This window comes from Pseudomonas sp. RIT288, from assembly GCF_000631985.1.
Lineage (GTDB): Bacteria > Pseudomonadota > Gammaproteobacteria > Pseudomonadales > Pseudomonadaceae > Aquipseudomonas.
Map to the genome: position 1 here is coordinate 34,352 of NZ_JFYN01000002.1, position 17,523 is coordinate 51,874.

The 17,523-nt window shown below is 59.5% G+C and carries 14 protein-coding genes; 5 read left to right on the top strand and 9 right to left on the bottom strand.

Annotated elements, in window-relative coordinates; genetic code table 11:
* Nucleotides 1-115: 115 nt before the first annotated feature.
* From BW33_RS03735 to BW33_RS03765, 7 genes are all read right to left on the bottom strand, one after another.
* The gene (locus BW33_RS03735) at nt 116-946 is read right to left on the bottom strand and encodes a carbohydrate ABC transporter permease (protein WP_047597149.1); all 831 of its coding nucleotides are present in this window, start codon (nt 944-946) and stop codon (nt 116-118) included.
* 8 nt (nt 947-954) lie between these two features.
* Nucleotides 955-1,881: a carbohydrate ABC transporter permease gene (locus tag BW33_RS03740; protein WP_047597348.1), complete on the bottom strand. Its 927-nt coding sequence runs from the start codon at nt 1,879-1,881 to the stop codon at nt 955-957.
* A gap of 153 nt (nt 1,882-2,034) precedes the next feature.
* A complete protein-coding gene (locus BW33_RS03745; RefSeq protein WP_047597151.1) occupies nt 2,035-3,345 on the bottom strand; it encodes an ABC transporter substrate-binding protein in 1,311 nt (436 codons plus the stop codon).
* Between the two features lie 227 nt (nt 3,346-3,572).
* Nucleotides 3,573-4,478 carry an AraC family transcriptional regulator gene (locus BW33_RS03750; protein WP_047597152.1) on the bottom strand — a complete coding sequence of 302 codons (906 nt, stop codon included), beginning with the start codon at nt 4,476-4,478 and terminating at the stop codon, nt 3,573-3,575.
* A 68-nt stretch (nt 4,479-4,546) separates the two neighbouring features.
* Nucleotides 4,547-5,416 (bottom strand): phospholipase, encoded by an 870-nt coding sequence (locus tag BW33_RS03755; protein WP_047597153.1) that lies wholly within the window; start codon nt 5,414-5,416, stop codon nt 4,547-4,549.
* 145 nt (nt 5,417-5,561) lie between these two features.
* A complete protein-coding gene (locus BW33_RS03760) occupies nt 5,562-6,854 on the bottom strand; it encodes a glycosyltransferase (RefSeq protein WP_047597154.1) in 1,293 nt (430 codons plus the stop codon).
* A gap of 82 nt (nt 6,855-6,936) precedes the next feature.
* Nucleotides 6,937-7,299 carry a response regulator gene (locus tag BW33_RS03765; protein ID WP_047597156.1) on the bottom strand — a complete coding sequence of 121 codons (363 nt, stop codon included), beginning with the start codon at nt 7,297-7,299 and terminating at the stop codon, nt 6,937-6,939.
* A 261-nt stretch (nt 7,300-7,560) separates the two neighbouring features.
* On the opposite strand from BW33_RS03765, the gene BW33_RS03770 reads away from it, so the two are divergent.
* From BW33_RS03770 to BW33_RS03790, 5 genes are read left to right on the top strand one after another with little or no spacing between them, the layout of a single operon-like run.
* A complete protein-coding gene (locus BW33_RS03770) occupies nt 7,561-11,061 on the top strand; it encodes a response regulator (protein ID WP_047597157.1) in 3,501 nt (1,166 codons plus the stop codon).
* On the top strand, nt 11,061-11,894 hold the full coding sequence (locus BW33_RS03775; protein WP_047597159.1) for a CheR family methyltransferase: 834 nt from the start codon (nt 11,061-11,063) through the stop codon (nt 11,892-11,894). Before BW33_RS03770 ends, BW33_RS03775 begins: the two co-directional genes overlap by 1 nt.
* A complete protein-coding gene (locus BW33_RS03780) occupies nt 11,891-12,484 on the top strand; it encodes a chemotaxis protein CheB (protein WP_047597160.1) in 594 nt (197 codons plus the stop codon). The genes BW33_RS03775 and BW33_RS03780 overlap by 4 nt, the downstream gene beginning before the upstream one ends.
* Nucleotides 12,478-13,692, top strand: a complete 1,215-nt coding sequence (locus BW33_RS03785; RefSeq protein WP_047597161.1) for a hybrid sensor histidine kinase/response regulator — start codon at nt 12,478-12,480, stop codon at nt 13,690-13,692. The genes BW33_RS03780 and BW33_RS03785 overlap by 7 nt, the downstream gene beginning before the upstream one ends.
* A gap of 44 nt (nt 13,693-13,736) precedes the next feature.
* Entirely contained in the window at nt 13,737-14,114 is a 378-nt protein-coding gene (locus BW33_RS03790; protein ID WP_003225116.1) for a response regulator, read from the top strand.
* A 115-nt stretch (nt 14,115-14,229) separates the two neighbouring features.
* On the opposite strand, the gene BW33_RS03795 is transcribed toward BW33_RS03790, so the two are convergent.
* Together BW33_RS03795 and BW33_RS03800 are read right to left on the bottom strand one after the other, a co-directional pair.
* Nucleotides 14,230-15,900: an ATP-binding protein gene (locus tag BW33_RS03795; protein WP_047597164.1), complete on the bottom strand. Its 1,671-nt coding sequence runs from the start codon at nt 15,898-15,900 to the stop codon at nt 14,230-14,232.
* Entirely contained in the window at nt 15,897-17,399 is a 1,503-nt protein-coding gene (locus tag BW33_RS03800) for an ATPase domain-containing protein (RefSeq protein ID WP_047597165.1), read from the bottom strand. Before BW33_RS03800 ends, BW33_RS03795 begins: the two co-directional genes overlap by 4 nt.
* Nucleotides 17,400-17,523: the final 124 nt, after the last annotated feature.

The window sequence follows — 17,523 nt, forward strand, 5'->3', positions numbered from 1 at the left end:
TGTGGGAGCGAGCCTGCTCGCGAAAGCGGTGTGTCATTCACCATTAATGCCGACTGACACGCCCCCTTCGCGAGCAGGCTCGCTCCCACAGGGGATTGGGTACGGTTGGAGCACTTCATTTCACGGCGCCGAACGAGAGGCCGCGCACCAGTTGTTTCTGGCTGATCCAGCCGAAGATCAGGATCGGCGCACAGGCCAGGGTCGAAACTGCCGACAACTTGGCCCAGAACAAGCCTTCAGGACTTGAGTACGAGGCGATCAGCGCCGTCAGTGGCGCGGCTTTCGACGAGGTCAGGTTCAGCGACCAGAAGGCCTCGTTCCAGCACAGGATCAGCGACAGCAGCACGGTGGACGCGAGGCCGCCCTTGGCGATCGGCAGTAGCACGCGGACCATTTCCTGCCACAGAGTGGCGCCGTCCAGACGCGCGGCTTCGAGGATGTCTTTGGGGATGTCCTTGAAGTAGGTGTAAATCATCCAGACCACGATCGGCAGGTTGATCAGGGTGTAGATCACAATCAACGCGATGCGCGTATCGAGCAGACCGAAACTCTTGGCCAGCAGGTAGATCGGCATCAGCACGCCCACCGGCGGCAGCATCTTTGTCGAGAGCATCCACAGCAATGTGCCCTTGGTGCGCTGGGTTTCGTAGAACGCCATCGAGTAGGCGGCGGGCACCGCGATCAGCAGGCACAGCGTCGTGGCACTAAAGGAGATCACCACCGAGTTCCAAGCAAAACTGAAGTAGTCGCTGCGCTCGTTGATGTGCAGGTAGTTCTCCGGCGTTGGCGTGAAGATGAACTGCGGCGGCGTGGCGAAAGCGTCGATTTCGGTCTTGAAACTGGTCATCACCATCCAGAAGATCGGGAAGAAAATCACGATCGCGATGGCCCAGGCCAGGGTGCCGAGCAGCACGCTTTGCAGCCGGCGGGATTGTTGAAGAGTCATGGCAGGCCTCAGGCTTTGTCAGTCAGGTTTTTGCCGATCATCCGCACCAGAATGATCGCGGCGATGTTGGCGATGACCACGGCAATCAAGCCGCCCGCCGAGGCCATGCCGACGTCGAACTGCACCAGCGCCTGGTTGTAGATCAGGTAGGCGAGGTTGGTCGAGGCGTAGCCGGGGCCGCCGTTGGTGGTGGTGAAAATCTCGGCGAACACCGACAGCAGGAAGATCGTTTCAATCATCACCACCACGGCAATCGGCCGCGCCAGGTGCGGCAGGGTCAGGTGCCAGAAGATCGCCACCGGACCGGCGCCATCGAGACGCGCGGCTTCTTTCTGCTCCTGATCGAGGGACTGCATGGCGGTCATCAGGATCAGGATCGCGAAGGGCAGCCATTGCCACGAAACAATGATGATGATCGACAGCAGCGGGTAGTGCGCCAGCCAGTCCACCGGTTGCGCGCCAAAGAGCTTCCAGATGTAGGCGAGGATTCCGGAGACCGGATGGAAAATCAGGTTTTTCCAGATCAGCGCGCCGACCGTGGGCATGATGAAGAACGGCGAAATCAGCATCACCCGCACGATGCCGCGACCGAGAAACTCGCTGGCTTCGAGCAACGCGCTGATCAGCACACCGAACACCACGCTGATCAGCAGCACGCTGCCCACCAGCAACAGGGTGTTGGTGGCGCCGGGCAGGAACCCGGAGTCGGTGAGGAAATAGCTGAAGTTCTCCAGCCCGACGAATTCGTTCACTCCCGGATCGAGCAGGTTGTAGCGAATCATCGAGAAGTAAATGGTCATGCCCAGCGGCACGATCATCCACAGCAGCAACAGGGCGACCGAAGGGCTGACCAGAAACCAGCCGGGATTGGCCACGCGGCTTTTACGTTGGGGCTGTGTCAGGTCGAGGTGGGCTTTGGCAGTTGAAGTATTCATGGTGATCACAACCGAGTCATACAGACCTATGGAGATCTAATGTAGGAGTGAGCCTGCTCGCGATAGCGGTGTATCAGCCACCGATGGTGTTGGATGGAAAATCGCCATCGCGAGCAGGCTCACTCCTACAAAAGGCAGGAGCGAGCAGTGTGGTTACTTGGGATAACCGGCGCGCTTCATCTCGCGCTCGGTGGTTTGCTGCGCGGCGGCCAGGGCCTGATCCACCGTGGTCTGGCCGATCAGCGCTGCCGAGAACAGCTTGCCGACCTGGGTGCCCACGCCCTGGAATTCAGGAATGGTCACCAGTTGAATGCCGATGTAGGGCACCGGTTTCAGCGTCGGTTTGCTCGGGTCAGCGACCTTGAGCGATTCGAGCGTGACCTTGGCGAACGGCGCCGCGCTCATGTAAGCATCGCTGTAGGTCGAGGCGCGGGTGCCCGGTGGCACGTTGGCGATGCCGTCGGTCTTGGCCACCAGCTCCCCATATTCCTTGGAGGTGGCCCAGGCGCTGAACGCTTTGGCGGCGTCCTTGGCCTTGGAACTGGTCGGAATCGCCAGTGCCCATGAATACAGCCACGCCGAGCCTTTATCGGTGACCTGATGCGGGGCGAAGGTGAAGCCGACGTGATCGGCGACCTTGCTCTGGGTCTTGTCGGTGACGAACGAGCCGGCGACGCTGGCGTCAACCCAGATCGCGCACTTGCCGCTGTTGAACAGCGCAAGGTTTTCGTTGAAGCCGTTACTGGAGGCGCCCGGCGGGCCGGATTTCTTCATGGTGTCGACGTAGAAATTCAGCGCGTTTTTCCACTCGGGGCCATTGAATTCCGGCTGCCATTTCTCATCGAACCAGCGCGCGCCATAGGCGTTGGCGACAGTGGTGATCAGCGCCATGTTCTCGCCCCAGCCGGCCTTGCCGCGCAGACAGATGCCGTACTGCTCCTTGCCTTTGTCAGTGAGTTTTTCGGCGAAGCCGGCGATCTGTTCCCAGGTCGGGCGCTCCGGCATGCTCAGGCCGGCGTCCTTGAACAGGTCGGTACGGTAATAGGTGATCGAGCTTTCCGCGTAGAACGGCAGGGCGTACAGCGAACCCTTGACCGACAGGCCTTCACGCACCGACGGGAACACGTCGTCGAGGGCGTAGCTGGCCGGCAGGTCCTTCATCGGTTCCAGCCAGCCCTTGGCCCCCCAGAGTGCCGCTTCGTACATGCCGATGGTCAACACATCGAACTGTCCGCCCTGGGTGGCGATGTCGGTAGTGAGGCGCTGGCGCAGGACGTTTTCTTCCAGTACCACCCAATTGAGCTTGATCTGCGGATGCTCGGACTCGAAGGTTTTCGAGAGCTTTTGCATGCGGATCATGTCGCTGTTGTTGACGGTGGCGATGGTCAGGGTCTGGGCGCCAAGGCTGACGCTGCTGAGGGTCATGCAGGTGAGGGCAAGCAGAGCTTTTGCAGTGGGTTGCATCGTGCACTCCTTTTCTGCGTCCGTTGGGAGGCAGAAGGACAGTTATTGTTTTTGTGTCTTCCGGTGCAGGAAGAATGTGTGCTGATTACAGCCCTCAATCGACGGACTGACAAATCATCCGTCGCACTTGAACCGATACTTTTTTGCACTGGCTAAAAATCAAAAGATCGCAGCCTGCGTCAGCTCCTACAGGGATCTGTGCAGGAGCTGCCGCAGGCTGCGATCTTTTAAGCGTGATTCTGTTCGGTCAGGCGCTGCACGGCGAGGCGTCGATAATGCGACGGTGTCATGCCCTTGAGTTGCTGGAAGCGGCGATTGAAGTTGGAAATGTTGTTGAACCCCGACTCGAAACACACCTCCGTCACCGGTTTGTCGCCATCGGCCAGCAGTTCGCAGGATTTGCTGATGCGCAGGCGATTGACGAACTCGATGAAGTTGCGCCCGGTGGCCTGTTTGAACACACGACTGAAATAGGTCGGCTTCATCCCCAGATGCTCGGCGACTTCTTCCAGGGTCAATTCGCGGGCGTAGTGGCTGAAGATGTAATCGACCGCGCGGTTGGTGCGGTCGATGTTGTGCTCGTCGGCCAGTTGCGTGTTGGTGGCGCCGGACAACAATTGATAATCATCAGTCGCCGCCAGCAGCTCCATCAGAATGAAAAAGTGCCCGAGACGCGTGATGCCGCGGCTGTCGGCAATCAGCTGCATCAGTTTCATCGCTTCGCGGATCGTGTCCTTGTCGCGAAATTCGATGCCGTATTGCGCGCGTTCCAGCAGCGGTGTCAGCGTCTTGAGTTCGGCAAATACCTGATGGCCGCTTTCGAACAATTCATCGGTGAAGTTCACCAGCATGTCGCGCTTTTCCACCACTTCATCTTCGGCCACCTGGCTGATCCAGTTGTGCGGCAGATTGGGCCCGGTGAGGAACAGTGTTTGCGGATAAAAATTGCCGATGTAGTCGCCGATGAACACCTTGCCGGAACTGGCGACGATCAGGTGCAGTTCGTATTCCTTGTGGAAATGCCAACGCACCAGCGGGCACGGAAAACCATGCTGACGGTAGATGATGGACAACCCGTTATGGTCGTCCATCAGTTCGTAGGAGGGATCAGTGATTCTGGTGGCCCGGGTCATGTCCGATGCGTCTTGTTGTGGTGTTCAGATGCCCATCATGCACGTGCGCCAAGGACAGTTCCAGCGCCTCAGCCCCGGGTCTTCCTCAGGCCTTTGGCCTGATTGATCTGCTGGCAATGGCCGATCAGTGGAGTGCCACCGATGAAGTCGGCATTGATGATGCTGCACTTCGGTGCCCATCCCGAGTCCGGGCCAAACCATTGATTGAGCTCGTTGGTGATCCGTTTGACGCCGGCCAGTTCACCGTAGCTGGTGGCCGACAATGACCAGAGGCTGCCGGGTGCCGGCGGGTTGTCCAGCGTTCGGGTGATGTGTTGCTTGAGTTGCTCGGGAGAGGTGATATCCGAACCGCTCCATTCATGGCGGATTTTCGGCCAGTACAGGGGCGAATTGAAGTCCGGGTGCGAGTCGCTTGCCAATACCACGCGTTGTACCGAACTGGTCCTTTTAAGTTGCTCAATTGTCAGGTGGCTGTTGCTCCTGGGAATAAGCCGCGAAGCCAGTTCCGTGGTGATGACTTCATGGAAGCCTTTGTAATCGAATGGTTGATCGTTGATGCCCTTGAGTTCATGTATGTCCAATACGATGAACTCGTTGGGATTTTCATTGAGGAAAAAGTCGAGACTTTTTACCAGCTCGCTCAAGGCGCGTCCCTGGAACAGTTTCACGCCATGAAACGTATGGAACTTCTTGATGCCCAGCCAGTGTTCATCTGCATGCAGGCGCAAGTCGAAGGCGCGCACGCCTTCGTCAAGTTGCTGAATGAACGGGCCATCCTGGCAGACAAACCAGTTTTTCGCGGGGTGCAGATACGCCGGGTACGAAAAATCGTAGTCCAGCCCGGAGTTATGGGCGCCAGGCCAGACCACTTCACCAAGAGTCAGTCGGTCAATATCCGGCGTCGCGGCCATCCAGTTTTTGAAAGGGTAATTGTTCATGGTGCATTCCGTTGCAGATAAAGTTTAATTTTCCGACCGGTCGAGTTATTCGGTCAGCTCGGAAGTTATTCTTTGGTGCGAGCGGAAAAACTACAAGCCAGCACTCTTTGCAAAGTATTGGCAATGTGCTTTTGCACTTTGGTTATCAACTTTTCTGGTTTTTTGCTTCGATCCACTGCGCCATGTATTGGGTGCTTTTATGCAAGTGGTGACGCAACATGCTGCCAGTAAAGTTGGCGCGACGTAACGCTGACAAGTTGGCGCGGCAATGTTGCAGGCGATCGATCAGCGCCGGGCCGTGATCAGTCTGCCGATAACGCGCGTTCAACAACGCAACGCCGGCCTGTTGTGCATCAGTCCAGCGCAGTCTGTCTTGGTGCAGTGCCACAGCGGCATCGGCCAAGGTCTGGGCCGACTGAGCCACCGCACCGGGCCAGGGCAATGCGCCGCCCATGCCTTCGGCGCCGATGGGCGTCGTGACATTGGGCGTGCCGCAGAGCATCGCATCGACGATCTTGCCCTTGATCCCCGCGCCGAAACGCAAAGGCGCCAGGCAAACCCGGGCTTGCGACATCACTTGCAGCGCATCTTCTGCCCAGTTCATCACATGAAACCCCTGCGCTGCGTTGTGCAGGGCTGTCGCCTTGGGCGGCGTATAGGCACCGTAGACATGCAGTTGGGCGCCGGGCAATTGCTGGCGGATCAGCGGCCAGACGGCGGTCTTCATCCACAGCACGGCGTCCCAGTTGGGCGCGTGACGGAAGTTGCCAATACTGAGAAAGTGCGCCCGCTCCTCAAAGGGGACGAACGAATCGCGCGGTGGTTCGAGCATCAGCGGGCACCAGTGCAGCAGGTCGCCAGGGACTTGAAACTGTTCGACCAGCAACTGGATTTCCACTTCGGAAATCATCAGATTCAGATCGCAGCGATACAACGCGGCGATCTCCCGTTTGGCCAGGTCAGTATCGGCCATCAACGCGAATTCTTCGCGCAGCGCCGGTGCGAACAGGGCACTGAAATCCTGATTGTCCGGGTCGTCTTTCAAACGCTCCTTGAACCGTTGGTGGCGGGCGTGGCGCAGGCTCTGCAGGTCGGATGTCTCCAGTACGCGCAAGGCATTCGGGCAATGTTTCTCGACGCGCCAGCCGAACTGCTCTTCCATCATGAACTGGTCGAACAGCACGATATCCGGGGCCAGTTCACTGATGAAAATATCGAAGCTGCTGTTGTTGAGTTCGATCGGCACCTCGCGAATGCCCAGTGCCGTCAGATCGGCCTTGTGCTCGCCCGGGCCGGCCGGGCTGCTGAAGGTGATGTCCCAGCCTTGCTGCAGGAACGTATCGAGGATCTGCATCACGTGCCCGCTGGCTGCCGAAGAGCGCGGTTCGGGCCAGACGTAACCGATGACCAGAACTTTGGTGGCGGGGGATGCAGTCATTGACGGGTGTTCCTTGCAGACAGGCGGCTGAAAATGGCGCGCAATTAGACCACATCTGCAGCCGCTGCCGGATCAAGGCCAATCACTGGTTCAGAATGCCCTTGACCTTGTCACGCAACTGATCGATCGAGAACGGTTTGCCGATCACGTGCATGCCGGCGGGTACTTCGATGTTCTCGGCGTAACCACTGGCGAACAGGACGGGCAGGGTGGAGCGCAGTTCACGTGCCTTGCCGGCCAGTTCACTCCCCGTCATGCCCGGTAGGCCGTGGTCGGTCATCATCAAGTCGATATCCTTGCTCCGATCCCCGAGAATCTTCAACGCAGACTCGCCGTCGTCAGCCTCCAGCACACTGAATTCCAGCTCCTCCAGAACATCGACGATGAGCATGCGCACGATGTCGTCGTCTTCTACTACAAGGATGGTGGGCGCTGGGGTGGACATAGGGATAGCTCTCAAGAAATGAAATCGGAACGGCGACCGGTCGAAAATGCCGGGCTCTTGCATGAGTAAGTGGCGCATGGCCACAAGTTCCCGAGCGGGTACAAAAAGATTAGCTGCAAATCGGGGCGGCAAGGATACCCGTTGCCTGATGGAGAGGTGCAGCAAATGTAGGAAATTGCCACCATGGCAGTGAGAAAAATGGATCCATAGTACCGTTTTGGGGCAAACTGCCGGGTTTCGACAGTTCGACAAGGCTACCCCATGTCCACTCGGTCTACGGTTGATGAAACACGGTTCCGCAAACTCCTGACGCGCAACATCGGTTTGCCGCTGGGCGTTGGTGCGATCAGCGCCGTGTTCTTTGTGTCTCTGATTACCTATCTGTTGTCGGTGATCCAGTGGGTGGAGCACACCGATCGGGTGATCAACAACGCCAACGAAGCGGTGAAACTCACCGTTGATCTGGAAACCGGCATGCGCGGTTTCCTGCTCAGCGGCGACGAGCACTTCCTCGACCCGTATGAAACCGCCAAGCCGCGGATCAACGTGGCGCTCAATACCTTGCTCGAATTGACCGCCGACAACCCGATTCAGACCGACCGGTTGCGGCGTCTGCAGGCTTTGCAGACCGAGTGGAGCAACTACGCGCAATCGATGATCGATCTGCAACGCTCCAGCGGTGACTACCGGGGCGCGGTCAAGGCCGGGCGTGGCAAGCGCCTGACCGACGAAATTCGCAAGCAGTTCGAAGACGTGATTGATATGGAGCAGCAGTTGCGCGCCACGCGCAATGAAGAGGTGCGCCGTACCACGATCTGGAGCATCACTCTGTACCTGCTGTTCATCGCCGGGATCAGCGGCTTGCTGGCCTATGTCGGTCGCCGCGATCTGGTCAGTCTGTCGGACAGCTACAGTGCCAACCTCGCCGCGCAGCAGGCCAGCGCCGAGCGTCTGGAGCGCCAGGCGTGGATGCGCAGCGGCCAGACCGAGCTGGCGGAGCAGGTGCTGGGGCAACTGACGCTCAACCTGCTGGGGCGCAATATTCTGCAGTTCTGCGCGCAATACCTCGGCACTGCGGTGGCCGCGCTGTACGTACGCGAAGAGCACGGCGGCCTCAAGCGCGTGGCGTCCTATGGGTTCTCCCGCGAACAGGAAGAAAAAGATCAGCAGATCTACAGCGGCGAAGGCATCGTCGGCCAGGTTGCCGAACAGGGGCAACTGATTCGCCTGGATTCGGTTCCGGCCGACTACTTCAAAGTCAGCTCCGGCCTGGGCGCGGGCCTGCCGCACAGTGTGCTGGTGGTGCCGACCAGTGATGATGACCGGGTCAACGGGGTGATCGAACTGGGCTTCCTGCGCCCGCTCACCGACCGCGATATCGATTTGCTGGAACTGATTGCCGGCAACATCGGCACCTCGATCGAAGCGGCGCGTTATCGCCAGCGTCTGCAGGAAGTGCTGGCCGAAACCCAGCAGCTCAACGAAGAGTTGCAGGTACAGCAGGAAGAGCTGAAAACCGCCAACGAAGAGCTGGAAGAACAGTCGCGGATTCTCAAGGAATCCCAGGCGCATCTGGAAACCCAGCAAGTCGAGCTGGAGCAGACCAACGAGCAGTTGGCCGAACAGGCGCAAACCCTGGCCGAGCAGCGCGACGCCATGGACCAGAAGAACACTGAACTCAATCAGGCACAGGTGCAGCTTGAAGAGCGCGCCGAAGAGCTGCAGCGTTCGAGCAAGTACAAGTCCGAATTCCTCGCCAACATGTCCCACGAACTGCGCACGCCGCTGAACAGTTCGCTGATCCTCGCCAAGTTGCTGGCGGAGAACCCGCAGGACAATCTGACGGCCGAGCAGGTCAAGTTCGCCGAGTCGATCTATTCGGCGGGCAACGATCTGCTGAACCTGATCAACGACATTCTCGACATTTCCAAGGTCGAGGCCGGCAAGCTGGAAGTGATCCCGGAAAACACCAGTGTCGCGCGTCTGGCCGATGGCCTGCGCAGCGTGTTCGAACCGCTGGCGGCGGACAAGCAACTGACGTTCAGCGTCGAGTTGCAGCCGGATGCGCCGATCATGCTGTACACCGACCGCCAGCGTCTGGAACAGGTGATCAAGAACCTGCTGTCCAACGCCGTGAAGTTCACCGAACACGGCGCGGTCAGCCTGACCATCGCCGGCCAGCCGAACGAACGCATTGCGTTTATCGTTCGCGATTCGGGGATCGGTATTGCCGCGGATCAGCAGGAAAGCATCTTCGAAGCGTTCCGTCAGGCAGACGGCACCACCAACCGCAAGTACGGTGGCACCGGTCTGGGCTTGTCGATCTCGCGTGATCTGGCGGCCTTGCTCGGCGGCTCGATCAGCGTCAGCAGCGCGCCGGGGCAGGGCAGTGTGTTTACCCTGGTGTTGCCGCAGCAATACAGCGAGCCGGGTGACAGCCCTGCGATCCCGCTGACCTTCACGCCGCCGGTATCGGCCCCGGCTCCGGTGGTTCAGCCGCCATCGATTGCGGTGTCACCAATGGCCCCGGTGCACATCCCGCGTTTTGCCGATGACCGTGGCAAGGCGCCGTTCGCCACGCGCTGCATTCTGGTGGTGGAAGACGAGCCGAATTTCGCCCACATTCTTTACGACCTGGCCCACGAACTGGGTTATCAGTGCCTGGTGGCCCACGGTGCCGACGAAGGTTATGACCTGGCCCGCGAGTTCGTGCCGGACGCGATCCTGCTGGACATGCGTCTGCCGGACCATTCCGGGCTGACCGTGCTGCAACGTTTGAAAGAACACGCCGAAACCCGGCACATTCCGGTGCATGTGATCTCGGTTGAAGACCGAGTCGAAGCGGCGATGCACATGGGCGCGATCGGTTATGCGGTCAAGCCGACCACCCGTGAAGAGCTCAAGGACGTGTTTGCCCGTCTCGAAGCCAAGTTGACCCAGAAGGTCAAACGCGTGCTGCTGGTCGAAGATGACGATCTGCAACGCGAAAGCATCGCCCGCCTGATTGGCGACGACGACATCGAAATCACCGCCGTCGGTCTGGCTCAAGAGGCACTTGAAAAGCTGCGCACGACGATTTACGACTGCATGGTGATCGACCTGAAATTGCCGGACATGCTCGGCAACGATCTGCTCAAGCGCATGTCGACCGAGGATATCTGCTCGTTCCCGCCGGTCATTGTCTACACCGGGCGCAACCTGACCCGCGATGAAGAGGCCGAGCTGCGCAAGTATTCGCGCTCGATCATCATCAAGGGCGCGCGCTCGCCGGAACGCCTGCTGGATGAAGTGACACTCTTTCTGCACAAAGTCGAATCGCAGTTGTCCCATGAACGGCAGAAGATGCTCAAGACTGCGCGCAGTCGCGACAAGGTCTTCGAAGGTCGCAAGGTGCTGCTGGTGGACGACGATGTGCGCAACATCTTCGCCCTGACCAGTGCACTGGAGCACAAGGGCGCAGTCGTGGTGATCGGCCGTAATGGTCGCGAAGCGATTGATAAGTTGAATGAAGTCGAGGACATCGATCTGGTGCTGATGGACGTGATGATGCCGGAGATGGATGGTTTCGAAGCCACCATTGAAATCCGCAAGGATCCGCGCTGGCGCAAGCTGCCGATCATCGCGGTGACGGCCAAGGCCATGAAGGACGATCAGGAGCGCTGCCTGCAGGCGGGCGCGAACGATTATCTGGCCAAGCCGATCGATCTGGATCGCCTGTTCTCGTTGATTCGCGTGTGGTTACCGAAGATGGAACGCATTTAGTGGATAGCCGTCACTCCGCGGAGCGCAACAGCGAAATCGAATTACGCCTGTTGATTGAGGCCATCTACCTCAAGTACAGCTACGATTTTCGCGATTACTCGGGCGCTTCGATCAAGCGCCGGGTGCAGCACGCCTTGAGCCAGTTCGAATGCGCGACGATCTCGGCGTTGCAGGAGAAAGTCCTGCACGATCCCACGGCGTTCATGCAGTTGCTGCAGTTGCTGACGATCCCGGTCAGCGAGATGTTCCGCGATCCGTCGCACTTCCTGGCAATCCGCAAGGAAGTGGTGCCGCTGCTGCGCACCTATCCGTCGCTGAAGATCTGGATCGCCGGCTGCAGCACCGGCGAGGAGGTCTATTCGATGGCGATTCTGCTGCGCGAAGAAGGCTTGCTCGACCGTACGATCATCTACGCCACCGACATCAACCCGCGCTCGCTGGACAAGGCCAAGCAGGGGATTTTCTCGATGGAGAACGTGCGCGCCTACACCGCCAATTACCAGCAGGCCGGCGGCCAGCGCTCCTTTGCCGATTACTACACGGCTGCGTACGGCTACGCGATCTTCGACAAGAGCCTGTGCGAGAACGTGACCTTCGCCGACCACAGTCTGGCAACGGACAGCGTGTTCTCCGAAACGCAGCTGATTTCTTGCCGCAACGTGCTGATTTACTTCAACAAGAAACTTCAGGACCGTGCCTTCGGTCTGTTTCATGAATCGCTGTGCCATCGTGGTTTTCTGGTGTTGGGCAGCAAGGAAACGCTGGATTTTTCCGGTTACGCGAATCAGTTCGAACCGCTGGTCAAACAAGAACGGATCTACCGCAAATTATGAACGATGCCGTGGATTTGCCTCGCGTCGAGGCCATCGTGGTCGGTGCTTCGGCCGGTGGGGTCGAGGCCCTGCTGACGCTGCTCGCGCCGCTGCGCCAGGGTTACGTGTTGCCGATCATTGTTGTGTTGCACCTGCCGGAGGAGCGCCGCAGCCAATTGGCCGAGGTATTCGCCCGGCGACTGATGTTGCCGGTGGAGGAGGCGACCGACAAACAGGACATCGCCCCCGGCACGGTTTACTTCGCTACACCCGGTTACCACCTGTCGGTGGAGCAGGATCGCAGTCTGTCGCTGAGTCTTGAAGACCGCGTGCACCATTCCCGTCCGGCCATTGATTACTTGTTTGAATCCGCCGCTGATGTTTACGGCGAAACCTTGGCTGCCGTGTTGCTGACCGGCGCCAATCACGATGGCGCTCGCGGCCTGGCGCAAGTCAAACAGCGCGGCGGACTGACCATCGTGCAAGACCCGCAAGATGCACAGGTCGCCACCATGCCTCAGGCTGCACTGAAGCTTCAGCAGCCTGACCATGTCCTACCCATTCACGGCATCGGCCGTCTGCTTGTCGAGCTGGAACGAATCGCATGCTGAGTAATATCCAGGCCAAATTGCTGATCGTCGACGATCTGCCGGAGAACCTGCTGGCCCTCGAAGCGCTGATCAAGCGCGAGGACCGCACGGTGTACAAGGCGCTGTCGGCGGACGAGGCACTTTCGCTGCTGCTGCAACACGAGTTCGCCATGGCCATCCTCGACGTGCAGATGCCGGGCATGAACGGCTTCGAACTCGCCGAGTTGATGCGCGGCACCGAAAAAACCAAAAACATCCCGATCATCTTTGTCAGCGCCGCCGGCCGTGAACTGAACTACGCGTTCAAGGGCTACGAGAGCGGGGCGGTGGACTTCCTGCACAAGCCGCTGGATATCCACGCGGTGAAGAGCAAGGTCAACGTGTTTGTCGACCTGTACCGCCAGAGCAAGGCCATGAAGCAACAGGTCGAAGCGCTCGAGCAGGCGCGCCGCGAGCAGGAAGCGCTGCTGCAACAACTGCAAAGCACGCAGCTGGAGCTGGAGCAGGCGGTGCGCATGCGCGATGACTTCATGTCGATCGTCGCCCACGAAGTGCGCACGCCGCTCAACGGCCTGATACTCGAAACCCAGTTGCGCAAGATGCACCTGGCGCGGGACAACGCCGCGGCGTTCACCCTCGACAAGATGCACGCGATGGTTGATCGCGACGAACGCCAGATCAAAAGCCTGATCCGGCTGATCGAAGACATGCTCGACGTTTCGCGCATCCGCACCGGCAAGCTGTCGATCCGGCCGAATCGTTTCGATCTGTCACAACTGGTGGCCAACCTGCTGCAGAATTTCGCCCAGCAGATCGAGGCCGCCGAGACCGAAGTGTCGTTCACCGCGCCGGAGCCGGTGGAAGGCCATTGGGACGAATTTCGCATCGAGCAGGTGGTGTCCAACCTGCTGACCAATGCCTTGCGCTACGGTGGTCGCAGCCCGATTCAGGTGCGCGTGTACCGTGCAGGCGACGAGGCGCGGGTCGAGGTTCAGGACCGTGGCATCGGCATCAGCGAAGAGAACCAGAAGCGTATTTTCCAACAGTTCGAACGGGTTTCCGCCAAGACGGTAGTGGCTGGTCTCGGGCTGGGTCTGTTCATTTCCGAGCAGATCGTCGCCGCCCATGGCGGCTCCATCGTCGTCGAGAGTCAAATCAACGAAGGCGCCCTGTTTCGCGTTTGTCTGCCAATCCAGGAAAACGGCATATCCGACGCAACCTCTGAGTGACCGCACGGTCGTATCAGCAGCTATTGACCGAACAAAGGCTTCCCATGAGCGTAGATGCACAAGATGTAGTACTCGTCGTCGAGGACGAACCGGTTATCTTGATGGTGCTGACAGATTACCTGTCGGGGCAGGGGTACCGTGTGTTGCAGGCCGAAAACGGCGAGCAGGCGTTCGAGATCCTGGCGAGCAAGCCGCATCTGGACATGCTGATCACTGACTTCCGCCTGCCGGGCGGGATTTCCGGCGTGCAGATCGCCGAACCGGCAGTAAAACTGCGCCCGGATCTGAAGGTGATCTTCATCAGCGGCTACCCGCAGGAAATCCGCGAGACCGGCAGCCCCATCACGCGCAAGGCGCCGATCCTGGAAAAACCGTTCGATCTGGACGTATTGCAGGAAAAGATTCAGGAACTGCTGGCCTGATCAAAAAACACTGAAATGCCCGTGTAGGAGCTGCCGCAGGCTGCGATCTTTTGATCTTGAAAACAAGATCAAAAGATCGCAGCCTGCGGCAGCTCCTACAGTTGTTTTGGGGGGATCAGTTCTTGATCATCTCGCGGACCTTGGCGGTCAACAGATCGAAAGTGAACGGTTTGGTGATCATCTGCATGCCCGGGTCGAGGAAACCACCGCGCACTGCCGCGTGCTCGGCATAGCCGGTGATGAACAACACCTTCAATCCCGGCCGATACTGCCGGCCGATTTCGGCCAGTTGCCGGCCGTTCATGCCCGGCAGGCCGACGTCACTGATCAGCAGGTCGATGCGCTGCGTCGAGTTGAGGATCGGTACGGCGCCGTCGGCATCGCCGGCTTCGACAAACGCATAACCCAACTCACTGAGCACCGCGCTGACCAGTACGCGTACGGCGGGGTCGTCCTCGACGATCAACACGGTTTCGCCATCCAGCGCCTCCGGGGCCTGCTGAATATCGGACACCGGATGCTCCAGCTCTTCGCCGCGAAAGCGCGGCAGGTACAGTTTGACCGTGGTGCCCTGATCGATTTCGCTGTCGATCGAAACATGACCACGGGACTGTTTGCTGAAGCCGTAGATCATCGACAAGCCTAAACCGGTGCCCTGACCGATCGGCTTGGTGGTGAAAAACGGATCGAATGCGCGGCTGACCACGCTCTGCGCCATGCCACTGCCGTTATCGGTGACGCTGAGCATCACGTAGTCGCCAGGCTCGAGATTCGGGTAGGCCTCGGTGAACTCCGGCTTAAGCACCTGGTTGCTGGTCTCGACCACCAGTTTGCCGCCCTCGGGCATGGCATCGCGAGCGTTGAGCACCAGGTTGAGCAGGGCGCTTTCCAGTTGATTGGGGTCGGCTTCGGCCACCCACAAGTCGTCGTCAAGGCGCATGTCCAACTGGATACTTTCGTTGAGGCTGCGCTGCAGCAGCTCGCCCATCGACAGCACCAGTGTGTTCATCTGCACAGCTTTGGAGTCCAGCGATTGCCGGCGGGAGAACGCCAGCAAACGGTGAGTCAGGCCGGCCGCGCGGTTGGCTGAAGTGACACCGAGATCGATCAGGCTGTCGAGGTCTTCGGTGCGCCCGCGCGCCAGCCGCCGACGCAGCAGTTCCAGACTGCCGATAATCCCGGTGAGCATGTTGTTGAAGTCGTGAGCGATGCCGCCGGTCAACTGACCGACCGCTTCCATTTTCTGTGACTGGCGCAGGGCTTCTTCGTTGTGGCGCAGTTGCGCGGTGCGTTCCTCGACCTGTTGCTCAAGGGTTTCCAGGGTCGATTGCAGTCGGCGCTCGCTTTCACTCAGATCAATCAGGCGATCGCGGGCTTCGTACTGTCGTCGTCGCCCGCGCAGGGCGGTGGAGACCAGGCTGACCAGAGTCGCCGGATGAAACGGGCGCTCAAGGAACGTGACGTTGCCCAGCAGTTTGCTCAGGCGCGAGGAGGGGCCCGGTTCCGGGCCGCCGTGGTGGGTCAGCAAGACGATCGGCAGATCCGACCAGGCCGGCTGCTGCTCCAGAAAATGCAGCAGCGTTTCCAGCTCGGGGCCGCGCAGGGCTTCGGTGGCTATCAACAAGAGTCCGGCGCCAGGCTCCAGTTCTGTGCACAGTGTGCCCAGATCCGGAGTGATGACCCCGCCGTAACCCGCTTCATTGAGAATCATCAGCGCCACTTGGCTGTCCCGGCCCATGGGCGCCAGAATCAGCGCCCGTTCCGGCAGTGGTACGGAAGCTGTCACAAGGTTTCTTCCCGCAACAGCGGATTGCTCGCGCCGAGGTAAGTCGGCACGCCACGCAACACTCCCTGGAACGCTTCCAGCGGTTCGCCGATGGTCATGCCCTGGCCCGAAATGCGGTATTCACGAATGGTCGATTCGTGGCTGCCGGTGCGTTTCTTGATAATGGAAATGGCCCGACGGACCTTGCCGATGGCTTCGAAGTAGCGCAGCAGGATCACCGTGTCGGCCAGGTAAGTGATGTCGACCGGCGCCTGCATGTCGCCGACCAGACCGTGCTGGGCAACGGTCATGAAGGTCGCCGCACCTTTGCGGTTCAGATACAACAGCAGCTCGTGCATGTGCAGCACCAGTGCGTTTTCTTCCGGCATTGCGGCCTGATAGCCGTTGATGCTGTCGATCACCACGGTCTTGATGTTGCCCTCATCAACGCAGCGACGCACCCGATGCGAGAACTCGCCGGGGGACAGTTCGGCGGCGTCTACCTGATCGATCAGCAGGTTGCCGGTGGCTTGCAGGGCCTTGAGGTCGATGCCGATATTTTTCATGCGCTCGAACAGCAAGCCCAGCTCTTCATCAAAGATAAACAGCGCAGCTTTTTCGCCCCGGGCCACTGCCGCAGCGGCGAAGATCATCGAAATCAGCGATTTGCCGGTACCGGCCGGGCCAAGAATCAGCGTGCTGGAGCCGGTTTCGACCCCGCCGCCGAGCAAGGCATCCATTTCCTGAATCCCGCTGCTCAGTTGCAGGCGCGGGTAGTCGCTGCGGTGTTCGGCAGCCACCAGGCGCGGGAACACATGGACGCCGTCGCCCATGATGGTGAAGTCGTGGTAACCGCCACGGTACTTCTGGCCGCGATACTTGACGATGCGCACGCGGCGGCGCTCGGCGCCGTAATTGGGTGTCAGTTCTTCGAGGCGGATCACCCCGTGGGCGACGCTGTGCACGGTCTTGTCGAGCGACTCGGTGGTCAGGTCGTCAAGCAGCAGGACAGTGGCGTCGTAACGCACGAAGTAGTGTTTGATCGCCAGAATCTGCCGGCGGTAGCGCAGCGAACTCTGCGCCAGCAGGCGAATCTCCGACAAGCTGTCGAGCACCACACGGGTCGGCTTGAAGCGCTCGACCACTTCGAAAATCTGCTTGGTGGCTTCGCCCAGTTCGAGGTCGGAGGAGTACAGCAGGCTTTGCTGATGCTCGGCGTTGAGCAGGCTTTCGGGCGGCGTCAGCTCGAAGATTTCGATGTTTTCGTTCAGCTCCCAACCGTGGGACAGCGCGCCCTGGCGCAGTTCACGTTCGGTTTCCGACAGCGTGATGTACAGACAGCGTTCGCCGGCACGGGCGCCCGCCATCAGGAAATGCAACGCGACGGTGGTTTTGCCTGTGCCGGGTTCACCCTCGAGCAAAAACACATGCCCTCGGGACAGACCGCCGGCGAGGATGTCATCCAGGCCGACGATGCCGGTGGCGGCTTTTGCACTGATCAACTCGTTGGACGTAGACAAAGAATGCCCTCTCATGACTAGGGGAATCGAGGCAGCAGGCTGTATCAGCCGTTGTGCACTACCTGATTACTTGACCGCTGCCAATCATGACGGTTCCGAGGTTTCGATATCAAAATGTCATTGA

Coding starts and splice junctions, on each gene's coding strand:
- BW33_RS03735 (WP_047597149.1), bottom strand. CDS start 946: ATGACTCTTCAACAATCCCGCCGGCTGCAAAGCGTGCTGCTCGGCACC.
- BW33_RS03740 (WP_047597348.1), bottom strand. CDS start 1,881: ATGAATACTTCAACTGCCAAAGCCCACCTCGACCTGACACAGCCCCAA.
- BW33_RS03745 (WP_047597151.1), bottom strand. CDS start 3,345: ATGCAACCCACTGCAAAAGCTCTGCTTGCCCTCACCTGCATGACCCTC.
- BW33_RS03750 (WP_047597152.1), bottom strand. CDS start 4,478: ATGACCCGGGCCACCAGAATCACTGATCCCTCCTACGAACTGATGGAC.
- BW33_RS03755 (WP_047597153.1), bottom strand. CDS start 5,416: ATGAACAATTACCCTTTCAAAAACTGGATGGCCGCGACGCCGGATATT.
- BW33_RS03760 (WP_047597154.1), bottom strand. CDS start 6,854: ATGACTGCATCCCCCGCCACCAAAGTTCTGGTCATCGGTTACGTCTGG.
- BW33_RS03765 (WP_047597156.1), bottom strand. CDS start 7,299: ATGTCCACCCCAGCGCCCACCATCCTTGTAGTAGAAGACGACGACATC.
- BW33_RS03770 (WP_047597157.1), top strand. CDS start 7,561: ATGTCCACTCGGTCTACGGTTGATGAAACACGGTTCCGCAAACTCCTG.
- BW33_RS03780 (WP_047597160.1), top strand. CDS start 11,891: ATGAACGATGCCGTGGATTTGCCTCGCGTCGAGGCCATCGTGGTCGGT.
- BW33_RS03785 (WP_047597161.1), top strand. CDS start 12,478: ATGCTGAGTAATATCCAGGCCAAATTGCTGATCGTCGACGATCTGCCG.
- BW33_RS03790 (WP_003225116.1), top strand. CDS start 13,737: ATGAGCGTAGATGCACAAGATGTAGTACTCGTCGTCGAGGACGAACCG.